At 65.7% G+C, this 17,200-nt stretch carries 18 protein-coding genes; 9 read left to right on the top strand and 9 right to left on the bottom strand.

The window, feature by feature from the left end; translation table 11 throughout:
* The first annotated feature begins 104 nt into the window (after window positions 1-104).
* Window positions 105-3,269 carry an efflux RND transporter permease subunit gene (locus tag E4L96_RS03545; RefSeq protein ID WP_135205853.1) on the top strand — a complete coding sequence of 1,055 codons (3,165 nt, stop codon included), beginning with the start codon at window positions 105-107 and terminating at the stop codon, window positions 3,267-3,269.
* Window positions 3,259-4,653, top strand: a complete 1,395-nt coding sequence (locus E4L96_RS03540) for an efflux transporter outer membrane subunit (RefSeq protein ID WP_229414204.1) — start codon at window positions 3,259-3,261, stop codon at window positions 4,651-4,653. The genes E4L96_RS03545 and E4L96_RS03540 overlap by 11 nt, the downstream gene beginning before the upstream one ends.
* 43 nt (window positions 4,654-4,696) lie before the next feature.
* Here E4L96_RS03540 and E4L96_RS03535 read toward each other — a convergent pair whose 3' ends face one another.
* The 3 genes from E4L96_RS03535 to rdgB form a co-directional block, all read right to left on the bottom strand.
* Window positions 4,697-5,020, bottom strand: a complete 324-nt coding sequence (locus tag E4L96_RS03535) for a hypothetical protein (RefSeq protein ID WP_135205851.1) — start codon at window positions 5,018-5,020, stop codon at window positions 4,697-4,699.
* A 91-nt stretch (window positions 5,021-5,111) separates the two neighbouring features.
* Entirely contained in the window at window positions 5,112-6,347 is a 1,236-nt protein-coding gene (gene hemW / locus E4L96_RS03530; RefSeq protein ID WP_135205850.1) for a radical SAM family heme chaperone HemW, read from the bottom strand.
* A 25-nt stretch (window positions 6,348-6,372) separates the two neighbouring features.
* Complete coding sequence (rdgB, locus tag E4L96_RS03525; protein WP_135205849.1) at window positions 6,373-6,963, bottom strand: RdgB/HAM1 family non-canonical purine NTP pyrophosphatase; 591 nt, start codon at window positions 6,961-6,963, stop codon at window positions 6,373-6,375.
* A gap of 113 nt (window positions 6,964-7,076) precedes the next feature.
* Between rdgB and E4L96_RS03520 the strand changes: the two genes are divergently transcribed.
* On the top strand, window positions 7,077-7,523 hold the full coding sequence (locus E4L96_RS03520) for a hypothetical protein (protein ID WP_135205848.1): 447 nt from the start codon (window positions 7,077-7,079) through the stop codon (window positions 7,521-7,523).
* On the opposite strand, the gene rph is transcribed toward E4L96_RS03520, so the two are convergent.
* Genes rph through E4L96_RS03505 form a run of 3 tightly spaced genes read right to left on the bottom strand, consistent with a single transcriptional unit; the run spans window position 7,506 to window position 10,195 of the window.
* Complete coding sequence (gene rph, locus E4L96_RS03515) at window positions 7,506-8,237, bottom strand: ribonuclease PH (protein ID WP_135205847.1); 732 nt, start codon at window positions 8,235-8,237, stop codon at window positions 7,506-7,508. The genes E4L96_RS03520 and rph overlap by 18 nt on opposite strands.
* Before the next feature lie 10 nt (window positions 8,238-8,247).
* Window positions 8,248-9,195, bottom strand: a complete 948-nt coding sequence (locus E4L96_RS03510; RefSeq protein WP_135205846.1) for a PP2C family protein-serine/threonine phosphatase — start codon at window positions 9,193-9,195, stop codon at window positions 8,248-8,250.
* Window positions 9,196-9,202: 7 nt separating this feature from the next.
* A complete protein-coding gene (locus E4L96_RS03505; RefSeq protein WP_135205845.1) occupies window positions 9,203-10,195 on the bottom strand; it encodes a serine/threonine protein kinase in 993 nt (330 codons plus the stop codon).
* A gap of 95 nt (window positions 10,196-10,290) precedes the next feature.
* On the opposite strand from E4L96_RS03505, the gene E4L96_RS03500 reads away from it, so the two are divergent.
* The 5 genes from E4L96_RS03500 to E4L96_RS03480 all read left to right on the top strand — a co-directional run bounded on the left by E4L96_RS03500 (window position 10,291) and on the right by E4L96_RS03480 (window position 15,230).
* Window positions 10,291-11,178, top strand: a complete 888-nt coding sequence (locus E4L96_RS03500; protein ID WP_135205844.1) for a YicC/YloC family endoribonuclease — start codon at window positions 10,291-10,293, stop codon at window positions 11,176-11,178.
* 10 nt (window positions 11,179-11,188) lie between these two features.
* Entirely contained in the window at window positions 11,189-11,968 is a 780-nt protein-coding gene (locus E4L96_RS03495) for a DUF72 domain-containing protein (protein WP_135205843.1), read from the top strand.
* A gap of 112 nt (window positions 11,969-12,080) precedes the next feature.
* Window positions 12,081-12,722 (top strand): guanylate kinase, encoded by a 642-nt coding sequence (gene gmk / locus E4L96_RS03490; protein ID WP_135205842.1) that lies wholly within the window; start codon window positions 12,081-12,083, stop codon window positions 12,720-12,722.
* A 19-nt stretch (window positions 12,723-12,741) separates the two neighbouring features.
* On the top strand, window positions 12,742-12,945 hold the full coding sequence (gene rpoZ / locus E4L96_RS03485; RefSeq protein ID WP_135205841.1) for a DNA-directed RNA polymerase subunit omega: 204 nt from the start codon (window positions 12,742-12,744) through the stop codon (window positions 12,943-12,945).
* Window positions 12,946-12,998: 53 nt separating this feature from the next.
* Window positions 12,999-15,230, top strand: coding sequence for a RelA/SpoT family protein (locus tag E4L96_RS03480; protein WP_135205840.1), 2,232 nt, complete (start codon window positions 12,999-13,001; stop codon window positions 15,228-15,230).
* Window positions 15,231-15,261: 31 nt separating this feature from the next.
* Here E4L96_RS03480 and E4L96_RS03475 read toward each other — a convergent pair whose 3' ends face one another.
* The 3 genes from E4L96_RS03475 to greB all read right to left on the bottom strand — a co-directional run bounded on the left by E4L96_RS03475 (window position 15,262) and on the right by greB (window position 16,596).
* A complete protein-coding gene (locus E4L96_RS03475; RefSeq protein WP_135205839.1) occupies window positions 15,262-15,678 on the bottom strand; it encodes a secondary thiamine-phosphate synthase enzyme YjbQ in 417 nt (138 codons plus the stop codon).
* 85 nt (window positions 15,679-15,763) lie between these two features.
* The gene (locus tag E4L96_RS23490) at window positions 15,764-15,952 is read right to left on the bottom strand and encodes a hypothetical protein (RefSeq protein WP_167758590.1); all 189 of its coding nucleotides are present in this window, start codon (window positions 15,950-15,952) and stop codon (window positions 15,764-15,766) included.
* Between the two features lie 80 nt (window positions 15,953-16,032).
* Complete coding sequence (greB, locus tag E4L96_RS03465; protein ID WP_135205838.1) at window positions 16,033-16,596, bottom strand: transcription elongation factor GreB; 564 nt, start codon at window positions 16,594-16,596, stop codon at window positions 16,033-16,035.
* 63 nt (window positions 16,597-16,659) lie between these two features.
* Between greB and E4L96_RS03460 the strand changes: the two genes are divergently transcribed.
* The coding region (locus tag E4L96_RS03460; protein WP_135205837.1) for a hypothetical protein at window positions 16,660-17,200 on the top strand (541 nt) is incomplete at its 3' end.

Below are 17,200 nucleotides of genomic sequence, written 5' to 3'. Positions count from 1 at the left end.
CCCTCCGGCGCCGCTCCGGCGGCCGGTGCCGGTGGCCGCGCTGGCGCGACCGGTGGCCGCTGAGCGCCGCCCGTCCGCCTCATCGCACAACAAGGATCTGATTCATGGCCCGTTTTTTCATTGACCGCCCTATCTTTGCATGGGTGATCGCGCTCTTCATCATGGTGGCGGGCGCGGTCTCCATCACCCAGCTGCCGATCGCGCAGTACCCGCCCGTGGCGCCGCCGTCCATCGTGATCTCGGCCGCCTACCCCGGCGCCTCGGCCCAGACGCTGGAGGACTCCGTCATCTCCGTCATCGAACGCGAGATGAACGGCTCACCAGGCCTGATCTACATGGAGTCGATCAGCCAGGCCAACGGCTCCGGTTCCATCACCCTGTCGTTTGAGACGGGGACGGACCCCGACCTCGCCCAGGTCGATGTGCAGAACCGCCTCGGCCGCGCCACCCCGCGCCTGCCGCAGGCGGTGAACCAGCAGGGCGTGCGCGTGGACAAGGCGCGCGCGAACTTCCTGATGTTCGTGATCATGTCGTCCAACGATCCGAAGTTCGACCCGATCGCGCTGGGCGACTACGCCTCGCGCACAGTGCTGCCCGAGATCCAGCGGATCAAGGGTGTCGGCCAGGCGCAGCTCTTCGGTACCGAGAAGGCCATGCGCATCTGGATCGACCCCGCGAAACTGGTCGGCTTCAACCTGACCCCGGGCGACGTCAACGCCGCCATCCGCAGCCAGAACGCCCAGGTGGCGTCGGGCACCATCGGCGACCTGCCGATCCAGTCCGGCCAGACCATCACCGCCACCGTGGTGGTGAACGGCCAGCTGTCCAGCGTCGAGCAGTTCGGGAATATCGTGCTGCGCGCGAACCCGGACGGTTCCGCCGTGCGCCTGCGCGACGTGGCCCGCATCGAGATCGGCGCGCAAAGCTACGCCACCTCGGCGCGCATCAACGGCAAGCCGTCCACCGGCATCGGTATCCAGCTGTCCCCGACCGGCAACGCGCTGGAAACGGCGACCCTGGTCAAGGCCCGCATGGAGGAACTGTCCAAGTTCTTCCCGCCGGGCGTGAAGTGGTCGGTGCCGTTCGATTCGTCCAAGTTCATCAAGATCTCCATCAAGCAGGTGGTCGAGACCCTGGTCGAAGCAATCATCCTGGTGTTCCTGGTGATGTACCTGTTCCTGCAGAACATCCGCTACACCATCATCCCGACCATCGTGGTGCCGGTCGCCCTGCTCGGCTCCCTGGCCGCGCTGCTGGCCCTCGGATTCTCCATCAACGTCCTGACCATGTTCGGCATGGTGCTGGTGATCGGTATCGTGGTGGACGACGCCATCGTGGTGGTGGAAAACGTCGAGCGCATCATGAGCGAGGAAGGGCTGCCGCCGCTGCTCGCCACGCGCAAGGCGATGGGCCAGATATCGGGCGCCATCATCGGCGTGACCGTGGTGCTGATCTCGGTGTTCGTGCCGCTGGCGTTCTTCGCGGGCGCGGTCGGCAACATCTACCGCCAGTTCTCGGCGGTGATGGTGTCCTCGATCGCTTTCTCGGCCTTCATGGCGCTGTCGCTCACGCCCGCGCTGTGCGCACACCTGCTGAAGCCCGTCGAGGCGGGCCACCACCACGAGAAGAAAGGCTTCTTCGGCTGGTTCAACCGCGGCTTCTCGCGTACCGCCAAGCGTTATGAATCGCTGGTCGCGCGCCTGCTGCGCAAGACCGGCCGCATGCTGATCGTGTTCGCGCTGGCCATCGGCCTGGTGGCGCTGATCTTCACGCGCATGCCGTCATCCTTCCTGCCGAACGAGGACCAGGGCTACATCATCGCCAACTTCCAGCTGCCCCCGGGCGCCACGCTGGAGCGCACCACGGCGGCGCTGATCCAGTCCGAGAACTACATCCTCAAGCAACCGGAAGTCGCGGACATGGTGGGTGTGGTCGGCTTCTCGTTCTCCGGCCAGGGCCAGAATGCGGCGCTGGGCTTCATCCCGCTCAAGGACTGGTCCGAGCGCAAGGGCCAGGGCCAGGGCGCCAGCGACTTCGCCAACCGCGTGACTGGCGCCCTCTCCGGCATCCGCGACGCCTTCATCTTCGCCGTGAGTCCGCCGCCGATTCCGGAACTGGGCCGCTCGACCGGCTTCGCCTTCCGCCTGCAGGACCGCGGCGGCAATGGCCGCGACGCGCTGCTGGCGGCACGCAACCAGCTGATGGGCCTTGCCGCCAAGTCGCCGATCCTGGCCGGTGTCCGTCCGGAAGGCCTGGAAGACGCACCCCAGCTGATGCTCGACATCGACCGCGACAAGGCCAACGCCCTGGGCGTGACCTTCGACGCGATCAACACCGCCATCTCGACGGCGCTCGGTTCGTCCTACGTGAACGACTTCCCCAACGCGGGCCGTTTGCAACGCGTGGTGGTGCAAGCTGACGCCCCGGCGCGCATGCAGCCGAACGACCTGCTGCGCCTTAATGCCCTGAACGTCAAGGGCCAGCCGGTGCCGCTGTCCGCATTCGCGAGCACGCACTGGATCACTGGTCCAATGCAAACAGTGCGCTACAACGGCTACTCGTCGATGCGCCTGTCCGGCGACGCCGCACCGGGCCACTCGACCGGCGAGGCGATGGCCGAGATGGAACGCCTGGCGGGCCAGCTGCCGGCCGGTTTCGCGTATGAATGGACCGGCCAGTCGCGCGAGGAAAAGCTGTCCGGCTCCACGGTCGGCGTGCTGGTCGGCTTCTCGCTGCTGGCCGTGTTCCTGGCGCTGGCCGCACTGTATGAGAGCTGGACCATCCCGCTCTCGGTGCTGCTGGTGGTGCCGCTCGGTGTGCTCGGCGCCCTGCTCGCGGCCACCCTGCGCGGCTACCCGAACGACGTGTACTTCAAGGTCGGCCTGATCACCATCATCGGCCTCGGTGCGAAGAACGCGGTGCTGATCATCGAATTCGCCAAGGACCTGCAGGCGCAGGGCAAGACGGCGGTGGAAGCGGCCATCGAGGCCTGCCACCTGCGCTTCCGCCCGATCCTGATGACGTCCCTGGCCTTCATGCTCGGCGTGCTGCCGCTGGTGGTGGCGGGCGGCGCGGGGTCGGCCAGCCAGCGCGCCATCGGTACCGGCGTGATGGGCGGGATGTTCACCGCCACCGCGCTCGGCGTTCTGTTCGTGCCGGTGTTCTTCGTGGTGGTCCGCTCCTTCTTCAAGGGCAGCGAACGGCAGCGCGAAAAGTACGCGCACGAAGCCGAATCCCATGGTGTCGAGGTTAAACATGATGAAACGTAGTACACGCTCCACGAGCTTCAACGTGGCACCGCTGGCCTTGGCGGCGGCACTGGCTGCGGCACTCGCGGGCTGCAACCTGGCGCCCACTTACCAGCGTCCGGCCGCCCCCATCGCGGCGGCCTACCCCGAGTCCAGCCCCGCAGGCGAGGCAGCGTCCTCCATTGAATGGAACCGCTACTTTGCCGATGCGCGCCTGCAGGAATTGATCCGCCTGGCCCTGGCCAACAACCGGGACCTGCGCATCGCTGCAGCCAACATCGAGCAGGCGCGCGCGCAGTTCCGTATCACGCGCGCCAGCGAGCTGCCGACCGTGAGCGCGGCCGTCAGTGGCAGCCGCGTGCCGGGTGCGAACGACACCATCACCAGCACCTACAGCGCGGGTCTGGCGGTCAGCGCCTTCGAGCTCGATCTGTTCGGGCGCCTGCGCAACCTCACCGCGGCCGCCCAGGCGCAGTTCCTGGCGGTCGATGAGAACGCGCGCACGGTGCGCATCAGTCTCATTGCCTCGGTGGCCAATGCCTACCTGGCCACGCTGGCTGACGAAGAACAGCTGGACCTGATCCGCCGCACGCTCGCCACGCGCGACGAGTCGCTGCGCCTGGTGCAGCTGAAGTTCGACCAGGGCGTGGTGTCCAAGGTGGACCTGGAGCAGGCCCGCTCGCTGGTGGAGACGGCGCGCGTCGCCCTCGCCCAGCAGCAGCGCCAGCGCGCCAACGACTTCAACGCGCTCACGCTGCTGGTCGGCCAGCCGCTGCCGGACAACCTGCCGCCGGGGACCACGCTGGCGCAGACCAACCTGGCGGACCTGCCGGCCGGGCTGCCGTCCGACCTGCTGACCGTGCGGCCGGACATCCGCGCCGCCGAGCAGCAACTTGTCGCCGCGAACGCCAACATCGGCGCGGCGCGTGCCAACTTCTTCCCGCGCATTTCGCTGACGGCGAGCGCGGGATCGGCCAGCAGCGAGCTGTCGGGCCTCTTCAAGTCAGGGTCGTGGGGCTGGACGTTTGCGCCGCAGGCGATCCTGCCGATCTTCGACTACGGACGCAATGCCGCAGGGCTGGCCGCAGCGCGGGCGGCCAACGATGCAGCGGTGGCGCAGTACGAGCGCACCATCCAGGGCGCGTTCCGCGAAGTGTCGGATGCGCTGGCAGGCCAGGCGACGTATGCCGAACAGCTGCGCGCCCAGCGTGCGGTGGCGGCGTCCGAGCAGTCGCGCTTCGACCTCGCCGATCTGCGCTACCGGAACGGGGCGGCCAGCTATCTGGATTACCTCGACGCGCAGCGTTCCCTGTTCTCGGCACAGCAGGCGGCCATCCAGGCCAACCAGCTGCGCTTGCAGAACCAGGTCACGCTGTACCGCGTGCTGGGCGGCGGCTTGAAGTAAGAGCCGCGCGCCTCAGGACCATGCCGCCTCCGGGCGGCATTTTTTATTGGGTAGCGAAATGGCGGGACACGAAGCCGGTGGCCATTTCGACCCACACCGCGGCCAGTAGCAGGAACAGGCCTGCACCCAGTACCCAGCGGTGCACGGCGAGCTGGATGCGGCTGGAGATGAACACGTAGGCCAACCCGAAGAAGGACAGCACGACGAAGGCTGCCACGAAGTCGGAACCGGTCCAATTAACTTCGCTGGTGAAGCGCATCGCGATCGCAGGGATCAGCTGCAGCGCAGCCGCCACGGCCAGCACGATCAGGGCGTTACGGCGCACGCTGGACGGGCGGCCGCTGGCCGGGGAAGTCATCGTCGTCATCTCTCTCTCCTGCGGTGGAATAGTGAGAGCACTGTAACGCCGCTGTGTGAAGCGATTGTGGGGCGTGCGTGAAGGCCGCCCCGGCCCTCGGCTACAGGAACATCTGCTGCAGGTCGTTGAGGAAGCGCTGGCCCAGCTCCGTGGGACGGATCACCTTGAAGTCGCGGTAGATCAGGCCTTTGGCTTCGGCCGCGTTGAGCGCCTTTTCGATGGCGGTGATGCTCATGCCGGTGCGCTCGCCGAACAGGTTGGGGTCGAAGCCCTCTGTCAGACGCAGGGCGTTGAGCATGAACTCGAACGGCAGGTCGGCGCGGCCGATCTCGTGCTCCTCCTGCACCGGCGTGCCCTTGCGCGCGTTCTCGATAAAGGAGGCGGGCTGCTTGAAGCGCGCCTGGCGCAGGACCCGGTGCGGGAACGACAGCTTGGAATGCGCACCGGCGCCGATGCCGAGGTAGTCGCCGAACTCCCAATAATTGAGGTTGTGGCGCGCGCGGTGACCTTCCTTCGCGTAGGCGGAGACTTCGTAGTGCTGGTAGCCGGCGGCGCCGGTCAGGTCGGCGATCATGTCCTGCATGTCGGCGCTGGTATCGTCGTCCGGCAGCTGCGGCGGATACTTGGCGAAGACCGTGTTCGGCTCCATCGTCAGGTGGTACAGCGACAGGTGCGGCGGCGCGAAGGCGATCGCGGTTTCGATGTCGGCGCGCGCCTCGTCCAGCGATTGCGAGGGCAGCGCATACATCAGGTCCAGGTTAAAGTTGTCGAAGGTGCTGTGCGCGATTTCCACCGCGCGCCGCGCCTCGCCGCCGTCGTGGATGCGGCCCAGCGCTTCCAGGTGGCGTGAGTTGAAGCTCTGGATGCCGATCGACAGGCGGTTGATGCCGCTGTCGCGGAAGGAGCGGAACTTGTCCTGCTCGAAGGTGCCGGGATTGGCTTCCATCGTCACTTCGCAGCGCAGGTCCAGCGGCAGCAAGGTGCGCACGTCGGACATCAAGCGGTCCAAGCCCTTTGCGGACATCAGGCTGGGCGTGCCGCCGCCGATGAAGATGGTGTAGATCTTGCGGCCCCAGATCAGGGGGAGCGACTGTTCAAGGTCGAGACGCACCGCATCCAGGTATTCCTCTTCCGGAAAGCCCCCCTCCTTGGAGCCGCCCTTCGCTTCGTGCGAATTGAAGTCGCAATAGGGGCACTTGCGCACGCACCACGGGAAGTGGATGTACAGCGCCAGCGGCGGCAGCGCGGTCAGGTTGAGGGAGCCGGGCTGCAGGTACTGGAGCGCTGCGGCGGCAGGCGAGCGCCCTTCGATGCTGGCCGGTTTAATCGGGATCATTGCAGTGTGACGGTGAGGCTGAATATCAGGCGGACTTCAGTTTTTCAACCAGCGCGCGCAGGGCCTGTCCGCGGTGCGAGAGCGCGTTCTTCTCGTCGGAACTCAGTTCGGCGGTGTGCTTGCCGAGCGACGGGATGAGGAAGTGCGGGTCGTAGCCGAAGCCATTGCTGCCGCGCGCCTCGGCCACGATCTCGCCGTTCCAGCGGCCGTCGGCGATGACGGGCTGCGGGTCATCGGCGTGGCGCACGAAGACCAGCACGCAATAGTAGTACGCGGACTTGTCGGCGTGCGGGGCCAGGTCGGCGATCAATTTCGCGTTGTTGTTGGCGTCGGACTTCGGCTCGCCGGCGTAGCGGGCGGAATAGACGCCAGGGGCGCCGCCGAGCGCATTCACGCACACGCCCGAGTCGTCGGCCAGCGCGGGCAGGCCAGTCAGGCGCGCCGCGTGGCGGGCCTTGGTCAGCGCATTTTCGATGAAAGTGTGATACGGCTCTTCCGCTTCGGGAACGTTGAATTCGCCCTGCGCGTGCAGCTCGAAGCCGAGCGGGCCAAGGAGTTCGCCGAATTCTTTGAGTTTGCCTGCGTTATTCGAGGCGAGGATCAGTTTCTGAGTCATCCTGCCATTTTACCTGCGCTTAGCCCGCCTGACATTTCGCAAGCTGCGGCTATTCTGAAGGAACGTGGCGCGGTGCGGCTCGTCCAATGGATGAGTGCATCCTGGAAGCCACCATGGAAGTCGACTTTCGCGAGGAAATGAACGCGCGCCTGAACGAAGAACAGGCGCGCGTCGAGATCATGATTGCCGAGCATAAATCGGAGACGCGGGATCTTCAGCGGGAGGCGAACGCGAAGATGGATCTGCTGCTGGCGACGGTGAGCGCCAAGCTGGACCATCAGACGGCAATGATCGTGCGCTGGGTGGCCGGAACCATGATCGGCGGGTTCGCCGTTCTGGTGGCCATCGTCATCAACATGCTGCACGAGACCAACCTTCGGATTGATGATGTCCGTCATCAGGTGGAGCAGTCTCAGCAGCGAACGGATGCGCGAATAGAGGACTTCCGTCGGCAAGTCGAGCAATGGCACCGCAGCGATGAAGCGCGGCGGATCGAGCAAATGGAAGCGCGAATCGATCGGCTGGAGAGTCCACGCCGACGATCAGGCCAGGCCGAGTGAGCGCTTCTGCAGGGCGATCAGGTCCGTAATGCCCGCCTGTCCGAGGTCGAGCAGGCGGTTCATCACTTTGCGGTCGAAGGCCGCGCCTTCGGCCGTGCCCTGCACCTCGACGAAATGGCCCGCCTCCGTCATCACGATGTTCATGTCCGTGTCGCAGTCCGAATCCTCGACATAATCGAGGTCCAGCACCGGCATCCCCTTGTACACGCCCACCGAAATGGCGGCCACGAAGTGCTTGGCCGGCACCGCGGCAATTGCACCGGAACCGGCCAGCTTGGAAAACGCGTCGTACGCCGCCACCATCGCCCCGGTGATGGACGCCGTGCGTGTGCCACCGTCGGCCTGGATCACGTCGCAGTCCAGGTGCAAGGTGCGCTCGCCAAACGCCTGCAAGTCAAACGCCGCCCGCAGCGAGCGCCCGATCAAACGCTGGATCTCCTGCGTGCGGCCCGACTGCTTGCCGCGCGCCGCCTCGCGGTCCATGCGGGAATGCGTGGAGCGCGGCAGCATGCCGTATTCCGCCGTCAGCCAGCCCTGCCCCTTCCCTTTCAAAAAGCCCGGCACCTTCTCTTCGATCGACGCGGTGCAGATCACTTTCGTGTCCCCGCATTCGATCAGCACCGACCCTTCGGCGTGCTTGGTGTAGTTGCGGGTGATGAGGATGTTGCGCAGCTGGTCGACGGCGCGGCCGCTTGGGCGCGATTCGAAAGTCATGAGTAAGCCTTTAACCTTTGAGGATTTGGGAAGATTTTTCGATCGCGCCGCGAATCTCCGCGATGGCCTTCTCGATCTCGTCGTCGTCGAACGCATCGATGTCGGCCGCGGCTTCGCCGGCGGGCGCGGTCTGGATGGTGGTGGTGACCTGGTTCTCGGGCAGCATCTCGGTCGAGATCACGGTCGCCATGTTGGTACTGGGGTGCGCGTCCGTGGTCGGCGTGCCTTGCCACATGATGGCCAGCGCAGTCGCATTGTCGCTGGCCGCCCCGGCGATGTTCACCGCGTTTGTCAGCAGCTCGGGCACGCCGCGCACGATGGTCTGGCTGGTCAGCTTGTGGGCGATGGTGTCGTCTTCGACCATCGCCCACAGGCCGTCGGAGCACAGCATCAGGATATCGCCCGGCAGCAGGCTGGCCTGGCGCGACACCTCCACCTTGGGCAGCGCGGACGCACCCAGGCAGTTATACAGCTTGTTGCGGTCCGGGTGCGTAAGCGCCTCGGCGGGCGTCACCTGGCCCTTGACCACCATGTGCTCCACATGCGAGTGGTCGCGCGTGCGGCCCAGCACCTGGCCGCGGCGGATCCAGTACAGGCGCGAGTCGCCGCAGTGCGCCCAGATGGCGCAGTTGTGCTGCACCAGGCAGGCCACCACTGTGGTGCGCGGCGTGTCCGGCAGGTTGTTGGCGGCACGGTAGCGGTGGATCTCGTGGTGCGCGGCCATGAAGGCCTCTTCCAGGAAGCGCTCCGGCTTCTTCACATACGGCGTGGCCTGGGCCTGGAACATGGCGGACATGGTCCGCATCGTAATCTCGGCCGCCACCTCGCCCTGCAGGTGGCCACCCATGCCGTCGGCCAGCACCATCAGCAGCGCGTCGCGGGTGAAGCTGTAGCCCATGCGGTCCTGGTTGACCTTGCGTCCGCCGATGTGGCTCTCCTGGTAGACGGAAAATTGCATAGATCGTTTACCCCGTTTTCTGGCCGGACGACTTACCGCGGCCCAGGCCGATGCGGTCGGCCAGCCCGCGCGTGAGCTTCTGCAGCGCGTTCTCCGGTGCCGCCGGTGCCGCTGGTGTAGCGGGTACGTACAGCTGCTTCTGCAGCGCGAACAGGCTGTGGGGCCGCTTGTCCGGATCGAGCTCCAGGCACCAGCGCACCATGCGCACCAGGTCCTCGGAATAATTCGCCTTCAGCTTCTCGTACTGCGCGCCCATCTGGTCTTCCTGCGTGCGCTGGTCCGCGGGCTGGGGCGCGGCGCCGCACATGCAGGCATACATGGCCGCACCGATCGAGTAGATATCCGACCACGGCCCCAGCGTCACCGAGCGCGCGTACAAATCGGGCGGCGCAAAACCGGGCGTGTACATCGGCCGCAGCTTGGGCACTTCGTTATTGAAGCTCTGGCGCGCGGCGCCGAAGTCCAGCAGGATCGGCGTACCGTCGGTGCGCAGGTAGATATTCGCGGGCTTCAAATCCAGGTGCAGCAGCTTGTTGGCGTGGACCTCGCGCAGGCCTGCGCACACGCCCACGAACACCTGGCGGATGAAGGCCTCGCTCATGCGGCTGCCCTTCGCCCCCAGGCGCGCAATATGTTCCTGCAGCGAGTGGCCCGATTCATAGGCCATCACCATGTACACCGTCTCGTTGGCGCGGAAGAAGTTCAGCACCCGCACCACGTTGGGATGGGCGATCAGCGCGAGCGCGCGCCCTTCTTCGAAAAAGCATTTCAGGCCGATGCGGAAGACCGGCAGATTGGGCTTGGAGATGACCGGCGCGAGTTCGCCCGGCTGGCGCAAGGCCAGCGAACTGGGAAGATATTCCTTGATGGCGACCGCATTGCCATCCCCGTCATATGCCAGATAGACAATACTGAACCCACCGGAAGCAATTTTCTTTACAATGCGATATCCGGCAATCTCCAGCCCGTCCGGCAAAGGGGCGTTATTTTGAGCTGCCATGAAGAGTTCCTTGCATAACAAGGGGATTGTGTGGATAAATCACTGCTTTGTAAAGAAAAGACATAAAACCGGGGACTCCATTGAGCATTTCCAGCATGACGGGCTACGCAGTCGCCACCAGCGAAAGCGCCGCCGGCACCCTCACCATTGAAATCAAGAGCGTGAATTCACGCTTCCTGGACCTCCAGTTTCGGATCAACGACGAACTGCGCGCACTCGAGCCGGACCTGCGCGCCGCCATCATGGGCGCGATCACGCGCGGCAAGGTGGAAGCCCGTCTGTCGTTCGGCCGCAAGGTGGCCAGCGGATCGGCCGCCATCAACATGGACGTGCTGGCCGACCTGTCCCGCCTGCAGACCGAAGTCACCAAGCACTTCGTCTCCGCGCCGCCGATGACGGTGGCGGAGCTGCTGCGCTGGCCCGGTGTGGTGGAAGAGGCACAGATCGGCCAGGAGTCGCTGCAGGCCGATGTCGCCGCTCTCACCAAGCGCACCATCGAAGCTTTCGTCGACAGCCGCAGGCGCGAAGGCGCGGCGCTGGAAGCCATGCTGCTGCAGCGGATCGAGGCGATGGAAAACATCGTCAAGCGCATCACGCCGCTGATCCCGCAGGTGATCTCCGCCTTCCAGCAGAAGGCGGTGGAGCGCATGCAGGATGCCCTCGGCCTCGCGGGTCACGGCAACGGCACCACTCTCACCCGCCAGGAAGCGTTCGAGCGGATCCGCCAGGAAGTCACGCTGTACGGCATCCGCATCGATGTGGCCGAGGAGCTGTCGCGCCTTTCTGCCCACCTGGGCGAGACGCGCCACATCCTCAAGAAGGGCGGCCAGGTCGGCAAGCGCCTCGACTTCATGATGCAGGAGCTGAACCGCGAAGCGAACACGCTGGGCGCCAAGGCCTCGGTCAAGGAGCTGGCCGATGCGTCGATGGAGCTCAAGCTGCTGATCGAGCAGATGCGCGAGCAGGTCCAGAACCTGGAGTAAGCGAGAGACCATGGCCGGCACGCGCATACGGGTCGGCATCGGCGGCTGGGACTTCGAGCCCTGGCGCGAAACGTTCTATCCCTCCGACCTGCCGAAGAAGCGCGCCCTCGAATGGGCGAGCCGGCAGGTCACCACCATCGAAATCAACGGCACGTTCTACCGCACGGCGACACCCGCGAACTTTGCTTCGTGGGCGGCGCAGACGCCGGACGATTTCGTCTTTTCCGTCAAGGCCAACCGCTTCTGCACCAACCGCAAGGTGCTGGGCGAGGCGGGCGAATCGATCGAACGCTTCATGGGTAGCGGCCTCGCCGAACTTGGGGACAAGCTCGGGCCCATCCTGTGGCAGCTGGCCCACACCAAGAAGTTCGACGCGGCCGATGTGGAAGCCTTCTTCAAGCTGCTCCCGGCGAAACTCGGCAAACGCAAGCTGATGCACGTGCTGGACGCGCGCCATGAGAGCTTCCTGTGCGACGACTACCTCAAGCTGGCGCGCAAATACAAGGTCGCCACCGTCATCACGGATTCGTCCAAGTTCGCTAACTTCACTGAGGTCACGGGTCCGTTCGTGTACGCGCGGCTGATGGAAGCGAAGAGCGAGTGCGCCACCGGCTACACCCGGCCCGCACTCAAGAAGTGGGCGGCCCAGGCCGAAGACTGGCGTTCCGGCGGTGGCAGCGGCGCGCCCGCGCCCAAGGCGGGCCGCGAGGTGTTCGTCTACTTCATCAACGGTGCCAAGGAACGCGCGCCCGCCGCGGCGCAGCAGCTGCTCAAGACCCTGGCCAAGTGAGGCCCGGTGGCGCCGGGCGAGCGCCCAGCCAGACGCCCGCCAGTAGCCCAGCGCCAGCTTGCTCCGGTAAAATACCTTTTTGAGCGCGAGCCCGCGCACGCGAGAGTTATCAATGAGCCAAAACTTTTCCGGCAGCCTGTTCGTGGTGGCCGCGCCCTCCGGCGCCGGCAAGTCGACCCTGGTGAACGCGCTGCTGGCGCAGGAACCGGCGATCAAGCTGTCCATCTCCACCACCACGCGCCAGCCGCGCCCGGGCGAAGAGCACGGCCGCGAATACTTCTTCGACAGCGCCGACAGCTTCGTCAAGCGCGCCGCCGAGGGCGAGTTCCTGGAGTGGGCCGAAGTGCACGGCAACTACTACGGCACCTCGCGCGTGACCGTCGAAGAACACATGAAGGCCGGCACCGACATCCTGCTGGAGATCGACTGGCAGGGCGCGCGCCAGGTCAAGGCGCTGTTCCCGACCGCGGCCTTCATCTTCATCCTGCCGCCGTCCATCGCGGCGCTGGAAGAGCGCCTGCACAAACGCGGCACCGACGAGCCGCACATCATCACCAAGCGCCTGCTGGCCGCCGGGGGCGAGATTGCTCACGCCCCTGAGTTCGACTATGTTATTATCAACGAGAATTTCAACGTCGCCCTCGAAGAAATGAGGTCGATCGTCCGAGCGACCCGCTGCCGGTTTGCGCAGCAGATGGCACGCAATGCCTCGCTCTTCGCCCAACTGGGTATCCACGCGCAGCAAGCTCTGTAAATCAATCCTTGGAGTTACCATGGCCCGTATCACTATTGAAGATTGCCTGAAACAAGTTCCGAACCGCTTCCAGCTGACCCTCGCCGCGACCTACCGCGCGCGCCAGCTGCTGCAGGGCCACACCCCGAAGGTGGAAGCCAAGGACAAGCCGACCGTGCTCGCCCTGCGCGAGATCGCCGCCGGCAAAGTCGGGCTGGAAATGCTCAAGAAGGTCCCGATGTAATTGCGGTCGCGCTAGAGGGTCGGCGGGCAGGTGTTTCTGGTATTCTGAGTCTTATGAACCTGACGCCCACGGACAACTCCGGCGCCCCGGCTACCCGGGCCAAACGCCCGGCCAAGCCCAAAGAATCCCCCGATGCCGCGCCGGCCCACGGCGTGGCGTCCACCACCCTCCTCACGGCCAAGCTGGCCGAGTACCTCTCCCCGACCGAACTCAAGAAAGTCAAGGAAGCCTACCGCTTCTCGGACGAGATGCATCTTGGGCAAGTCCGCAAGTCGGGCGAGCCGTACATCTCGCATCCGATCGCGGTGGCGGAGATCTGCGCCGACTGGAAGCTGGACGCCCAGGCCATCATGGCCGCCCTCCTGCACGACGTGATGGAGGACCAGGGCGTCAAGAAGGAAGAGCTGCTGGAGCGCTTCGGCCCGCAGGTGGCCTCGCTGGTGGACGGCCTGTCGAAACTGGAGAAAATCGAGTTCCAGTCGCAGATCGAGGCCCAGGCCGAGAACTTCCGCAAGATGCTGCTGGCCATGGCCAGCGACGTGCGCGTCATCCTGATCAAGCTCGCGGACCGGCTGCACAACATGCGGACACTCGGGGTCATGATCCCCGAAAAGAAGCGGCGCATTGCGGCCGAGACCATGGAAGTGTACGTGCCGATCGCGCACCGGCTCGGCCTGAACAACATCTACCGCGAGCTGCAGGACCTCTCGTTCTCGCACCTGTACCCGCTGCGCTACCGGACCTTGTCCAAGGCGGTCAAGGCGGCGCGCGGCAACCGGCGCGAGGTGGTGTCCAAGATCCTCGACGCGGTCAAGACGGCGCTGTCGGTGGCCGGCATCCACGCCGAGATCTACGGGCGCGAGAAGACCCTGTACGGCATCTTCAAAAAGATGCGCAACAAGCACCTGTCGTTCTCGCAGGTACTGGACGTGTATGGCTTCCGCGTGGTGGTCGATTCCTTCGCCGACTGCTACCTGGCGCTGGGCACCCTGCATCAGCTGTACAAGCCCATGCCCGGCAAGTTCAAGGATTACATCGCGATCCGCAAGCTGAACGGGTACCAGTCGCTGCACACCACCCTGATCGGCCCGTACGGCACGCCGGTCGAGTTCCAGATCCGCACCCAGGAAATGCACCGCACCGCCGAGTCGGGCGTGGCGGCGCACTGGCTGTACAAGACCGGCGACACCAGCATGACCGACCTGCAGCAGCGCACCCATGCGTGGCTGCAGTCGCTGCTCGACATCCAGCAGCAGACCGGCGACTCGGCCGAGTTCCTGGAACATGTGAAGGTCGACCTGTTCCCGGACTCGGTGTATGTGTTCACGCCCAAGTCCAAGATCATCGCCCTGCCGCGCGGGGCCACGGCGCTGGACTTCGCGTATTCGATCCACACCAGCATCGGCGACCATGCGGTGTCCATCAAGATCAACAACGAGCCGGCCCAGCTGCGCACCGAGCTGCACAACGGCGACATCGTCGAGATCGAGACCAATCCGGACACGCATCCGAGCCCGACCTGGCTGGCCTATGTCCGCACCGGCAAGGCGCGTTCGGCCATCCGCCACCATCTGCGCACGGTGAACGTGAGTGAGGCGGTGGAGGTGGGCGCGGACCTGATGGCGCAGGCGCTGTCCACCTTGAACATGAGCGCGGAGCTGCCGCCGCATATCGTGGACAAGCTGCTGGCCGAATCCAAGGCCCGCTCCATGGACGAGCTGTATGCCGACATCGGCGTCGGCAAGCGCATGGCGGCGCTGGTGGCACGCCAGGTGTTCACCCTGGTCGACGCGACCGCCGAGCTGCCCAAGCCGGAGAGCGCGCTGAACGAGCCGGAGCCGGTCACGATCTTTGGCGACGATGGCGTGTCGGTCCAGCTGGCGCAGTGCTGCCTGCCGATTCCGGGTGACGAGGTGTGCGGCCAGCTCAAGCGCGACCAGGGACTGGTGGTGCACATCGGTGACTGCACCGTGGGCAAGCGGGCCCGCGGCAAGGAACCGGAGCGCTGGATTCCGGTCCAGTGGGCGGAAGAGATCAACCGCCGCTTCGACACGCGGATCCGGCTGCTGATCGAGAACGAAAAGGGCATCCTGGCGCGCGTGGCGGCCGAGATCGGCGAGTCGGACGCGAACATCACCTATGTGGGCATGGACGAGTACAAGGAGCACGCCATGACCCAGCTGCGCTTCACCATCCAGGTCAAGGACCGGGTCCACCTGGCCCACCTGATCCGCAACCTGCGCCGCGTGCCGGGCGTCAACCGCGTCGAGCGCGAGCGGGGCTAGGCCTGCTGACCGCCGGCCCGCCCGGGCCGGCTCATCCTCCCAGGATCGTCACGACCACCCGCCGCTGATGCGGGCTGGTGCGGTGTTCCCACAGGTAGATGCCCTGCCATGTGCCCAGCAGCAGGCGGCCGCCGCCGATGGGGACGGTCAATGCCGTGTCGGTGAGCACACTGCGGGCGTGCGCGGCCATGTCGTCGGGACCTTCGGTGTCGTGGCGGTAGGCGGGGTCGCCGTCCGGCGCCAGCCTCGCCAGGACGGTCTCCAGGTCGCGCCGCACGTCGCGGTCGGCGTTCTCGGTGATCGTCAGCGAGCAGCTCGTGTGCTGGACGAACACATGCGCAATCCCGCACTGCACGCCCGACTGCGTAACGACGCGTGCCACTTCGTCCGTGATCTCCCGCGTCCCGCGCCCGCTGGGTGCAAATTCAAGAATTGTCTGATGGGTCATGCCGGCATTCTAAGCGCATACATGGCAAAAGCCCGGCGGGCTTGCGAAGCCGGCCGGGCGGGCGGAAACAGAGTACAGCAGTGGCTCAGTTGCCGCAGCCGCAGCCCGTAGCCTGCGGAGCGCAGGCGCAGGTGTCGCCGCAGCCGCATTGCGGGCCGCAGGCGCAGCGGGACGCGGCCGGGGTGGCGCAGCCGCAGGTGCAGGACGGGCCGGCGCAGGCGGTGCAGGCGCAGTTGGCAGCAGCGGCAGCTTGGGTGGTGGACTTGGTGTTCATGGTCAGACTCCTTCAAAAAGTGGTTGGAGACTGAACGATGAAGCTTCCCATCATGGGAAGGTCAAGCACCTTTTGAAAAATTATTCGGACGGCTCCGGATAGCTGACTTCCAGGATCTCCAGCTCCTCCGTTCCCTGCGGCGTCTGCAGGGTGACGGTGTCGCCTTCGCGGGCCTTGGTCAGCGCCCGTGCCACCGGCGAGATCCAGCTGATCTTGCCCTTCAGCGGATCGAGCTCGTCGATGCCGACGATGGTGACCGTGTGCTCTTCTCCGGCCGCGTTGGCATAAGTCACTGTGGCGCCGAAGAACACCTGGTCGTTCCCGTGGTGCACGCTCGGGTCGACCACCGCCGCCAGGTCCAGGCGCTTGGTGAGAAAGCGGATCCGGCGGTCGATCTCGCGCAGGCGCCGCTTGCCGTAGATGTAGTCGCCGTTCTCGGAGCGGTCGCCATTCGACGCCGCCCAGTGCACGACCTTCACGACCTCCGGCCGCTCCACGTCGATCAGCTGCAGCAACTCGTCCTTGATGCGCTGGTAGCCCTGCGGCGTGATGTAATTCTTCGCCCCGGCCGGAATGGTCTGCTGCAGCGCGACGCTCTCATCGTCGTCATCGCCTTCGGATTCTTTGACAAATGCCTTGTTCATACAAGCATTGTAGCGGGGCCGCCAAAACCGGGCACGCACCGGCGCGCCGTGTATCATCGCCCCATGACCCAAGCCGCGAAGCCGAACCGCCGCGCCCGTCCGCGCCACCGTTTCCTGGCGCCGCTGATCTACGCGGCCGCCGTGCTGCTGCTCATCGAGGACTGGTTCTGGGACACCGGCGCCCGCCTGGTCCAGCGCATCGCCGCCTGGCCGCCGATCCACGCGCTGGAAGTCCGCATCCGCGCCCTTCCTCCGTGGGCCGCGCTGACCGCCTTCATCCTGCCCGCCGTGCTGCTGTTCCCCGTGAAAGTGCTGGCCCTGCTCGCCATGGCCCACGGCCACGCGCTGCTGGGCGTGACCGTGATCCTGCTCGCCAAGCTGGGCGGCGCGGCCGCGGTGGCCCGCCTGTACACGCTCACCAAGCCAACGCTGCTGGAAGTCACATGGTTCGCCCGCTGGCACAACTGGTTCATGGCGGTCAAGGACCGCTGGATCGGCTACCTGCGCAGCAGCCGCCCCTATCGCCACGCCAAGAGCGCCATGGCCCGCACCCGCCGCGCGCTGCAGCACGCGCTCGCCCGGCTGCGCCCGCACCAGTCGGGCC

Source organism: Zemynaea arenosa (assembly GCF_004614185.1).
Taxonomy (GTDB): domain Bacteria; phylum Pseudomonadota; class Gammaproteobacteria; order Burkholderiales; family Burkholderiaceae_D; genus Telluria; species Telluria arenosa.
Note: the sequence above shows the minus strand (reverse complement) of the source record. Positions and strands in the feature narration are given on the sequence as shown.

Excerpts from the sequence above, each read along its gene's own strand:
- E4L96_RS03510 (WP_135205846.1), bottom strand. The coding sequence starts at position 9,195 with ATGCAATTTTCCGTCTACCAGGAGAGCCACATCGGCGGACGCAAGGTC.
- rpoZ (WP_135205841.1), top strand. The coding sequence starts at position 12,742 with ATGGCCCGTATCACTATTGAAGATTGCCTGAAACAAGTTCCGAACCGC.
- E4L96_RS03480 (WP_135205840.1), top strand. The coding sequence starts at position 12,999 with ATGAACCTGACGCCCACGGACAACTCCGGCGCCCCGGCTACCCGGGCC.
- E4L96_RS03535 (WP_135205851.1), bottom strand. The coding sequence starts at position 5,020 with ATGACGACGATGACTTCCCCGGCCAGCGGCCGCCCGTCCAGCGTGCGC.
- E4L96_RS03520 (WP_135205848.1), top strand. The coding sequence starts at position 7,077 with ATGGAAGTCGACTTTCGCGAGGAAATGAACGCGCGCCTGAACGAAGAA.
- E4L96_RS03475 (WP_135205839.1), bottom strand. The coding sequence starts at position 15,678 with ATGACCCATCAGACAATTCTTGAATTTGCACCCAGCGGGCGCGGGACG.
- E4L96_RS03505 (WP_135205845.1), bottom strand. The coding sequence starts at position 10,195 with ATGGCAGCTCAAAATAACGCCCCTTTGCCGGACGGGCTGGAGATTGCC.
- E4L96_RS03540 (WP_229414204.1), top strand. The coding sequence starts at position 3,259 with ATGAAACGTAGTACACGCTCCACGAGCTTCAACGTGGCACCGCTGGCC.
- E4L96_RS03495 (WP_135205843.1), top strand. The coding sequence starts at position 11,189 with ATGGCCGGCACGCGCATACGGGTCGGCATCGGCGGCTGGGACTTCGAG.
- E4L96_RS03500 (WP_135205844.1), top strand. The coding sequence starts at position 10,291 with ATGACGGGCTACGCAGTCGCCACCAGCGAAAGCGCCGCCGGCACCCTC.
- E4L96_RS03545 (WP_135205853.1), top strand. The coding sequence starts at position 105 with ATGGCCCGTTTTTTCATTGACCGCCCTATCTTTGCATGGGTGATCGCG.
- rph (WP_135205847.1), bottom strand. The coding sequence starts at position 8,237 with ATGACTTTCGAATCGCGCCCAAGCGGCCGCGCCGTCGACCAGCTGCGC.
- hemW (WP_135205850.1), bottom strand. The coding sequence starts at position 6,347 with ATGATCCCGATTAAACCGGCCAGCATCGAAGGGCGCTCGCCTGCCGCC.
- rdgB (WP_135205849.1), bottom strand. The coding sequence starts at position 6,963 with ATGACTCAGAAACTGATCCTCGCCTCGAATAACGCAGGCAAACTCAAA.
- gmk (WP_135205842.1), top strand. The coding sequence starts at position 12,081 with ATGAGCCAAAACTTTTCCGGCAGCCTGTTCGTGGTGGCCGCGCCCTCC.
- E4L96_RS23490 (WP_167758590.1), bottom strand. The coding sequence starts at position 15,952 with ATGAACACCAAGTCCACCACCCAAGCTGCCGCTGCTGCCAACTGCGCC.
- greB (WP_135205838.1), bottom strand. The coding sequence starts at position 16,596 with ATGAACAAGGCATTTGTCAAAGAATCCGAAGGCGATGACGACGATGAG.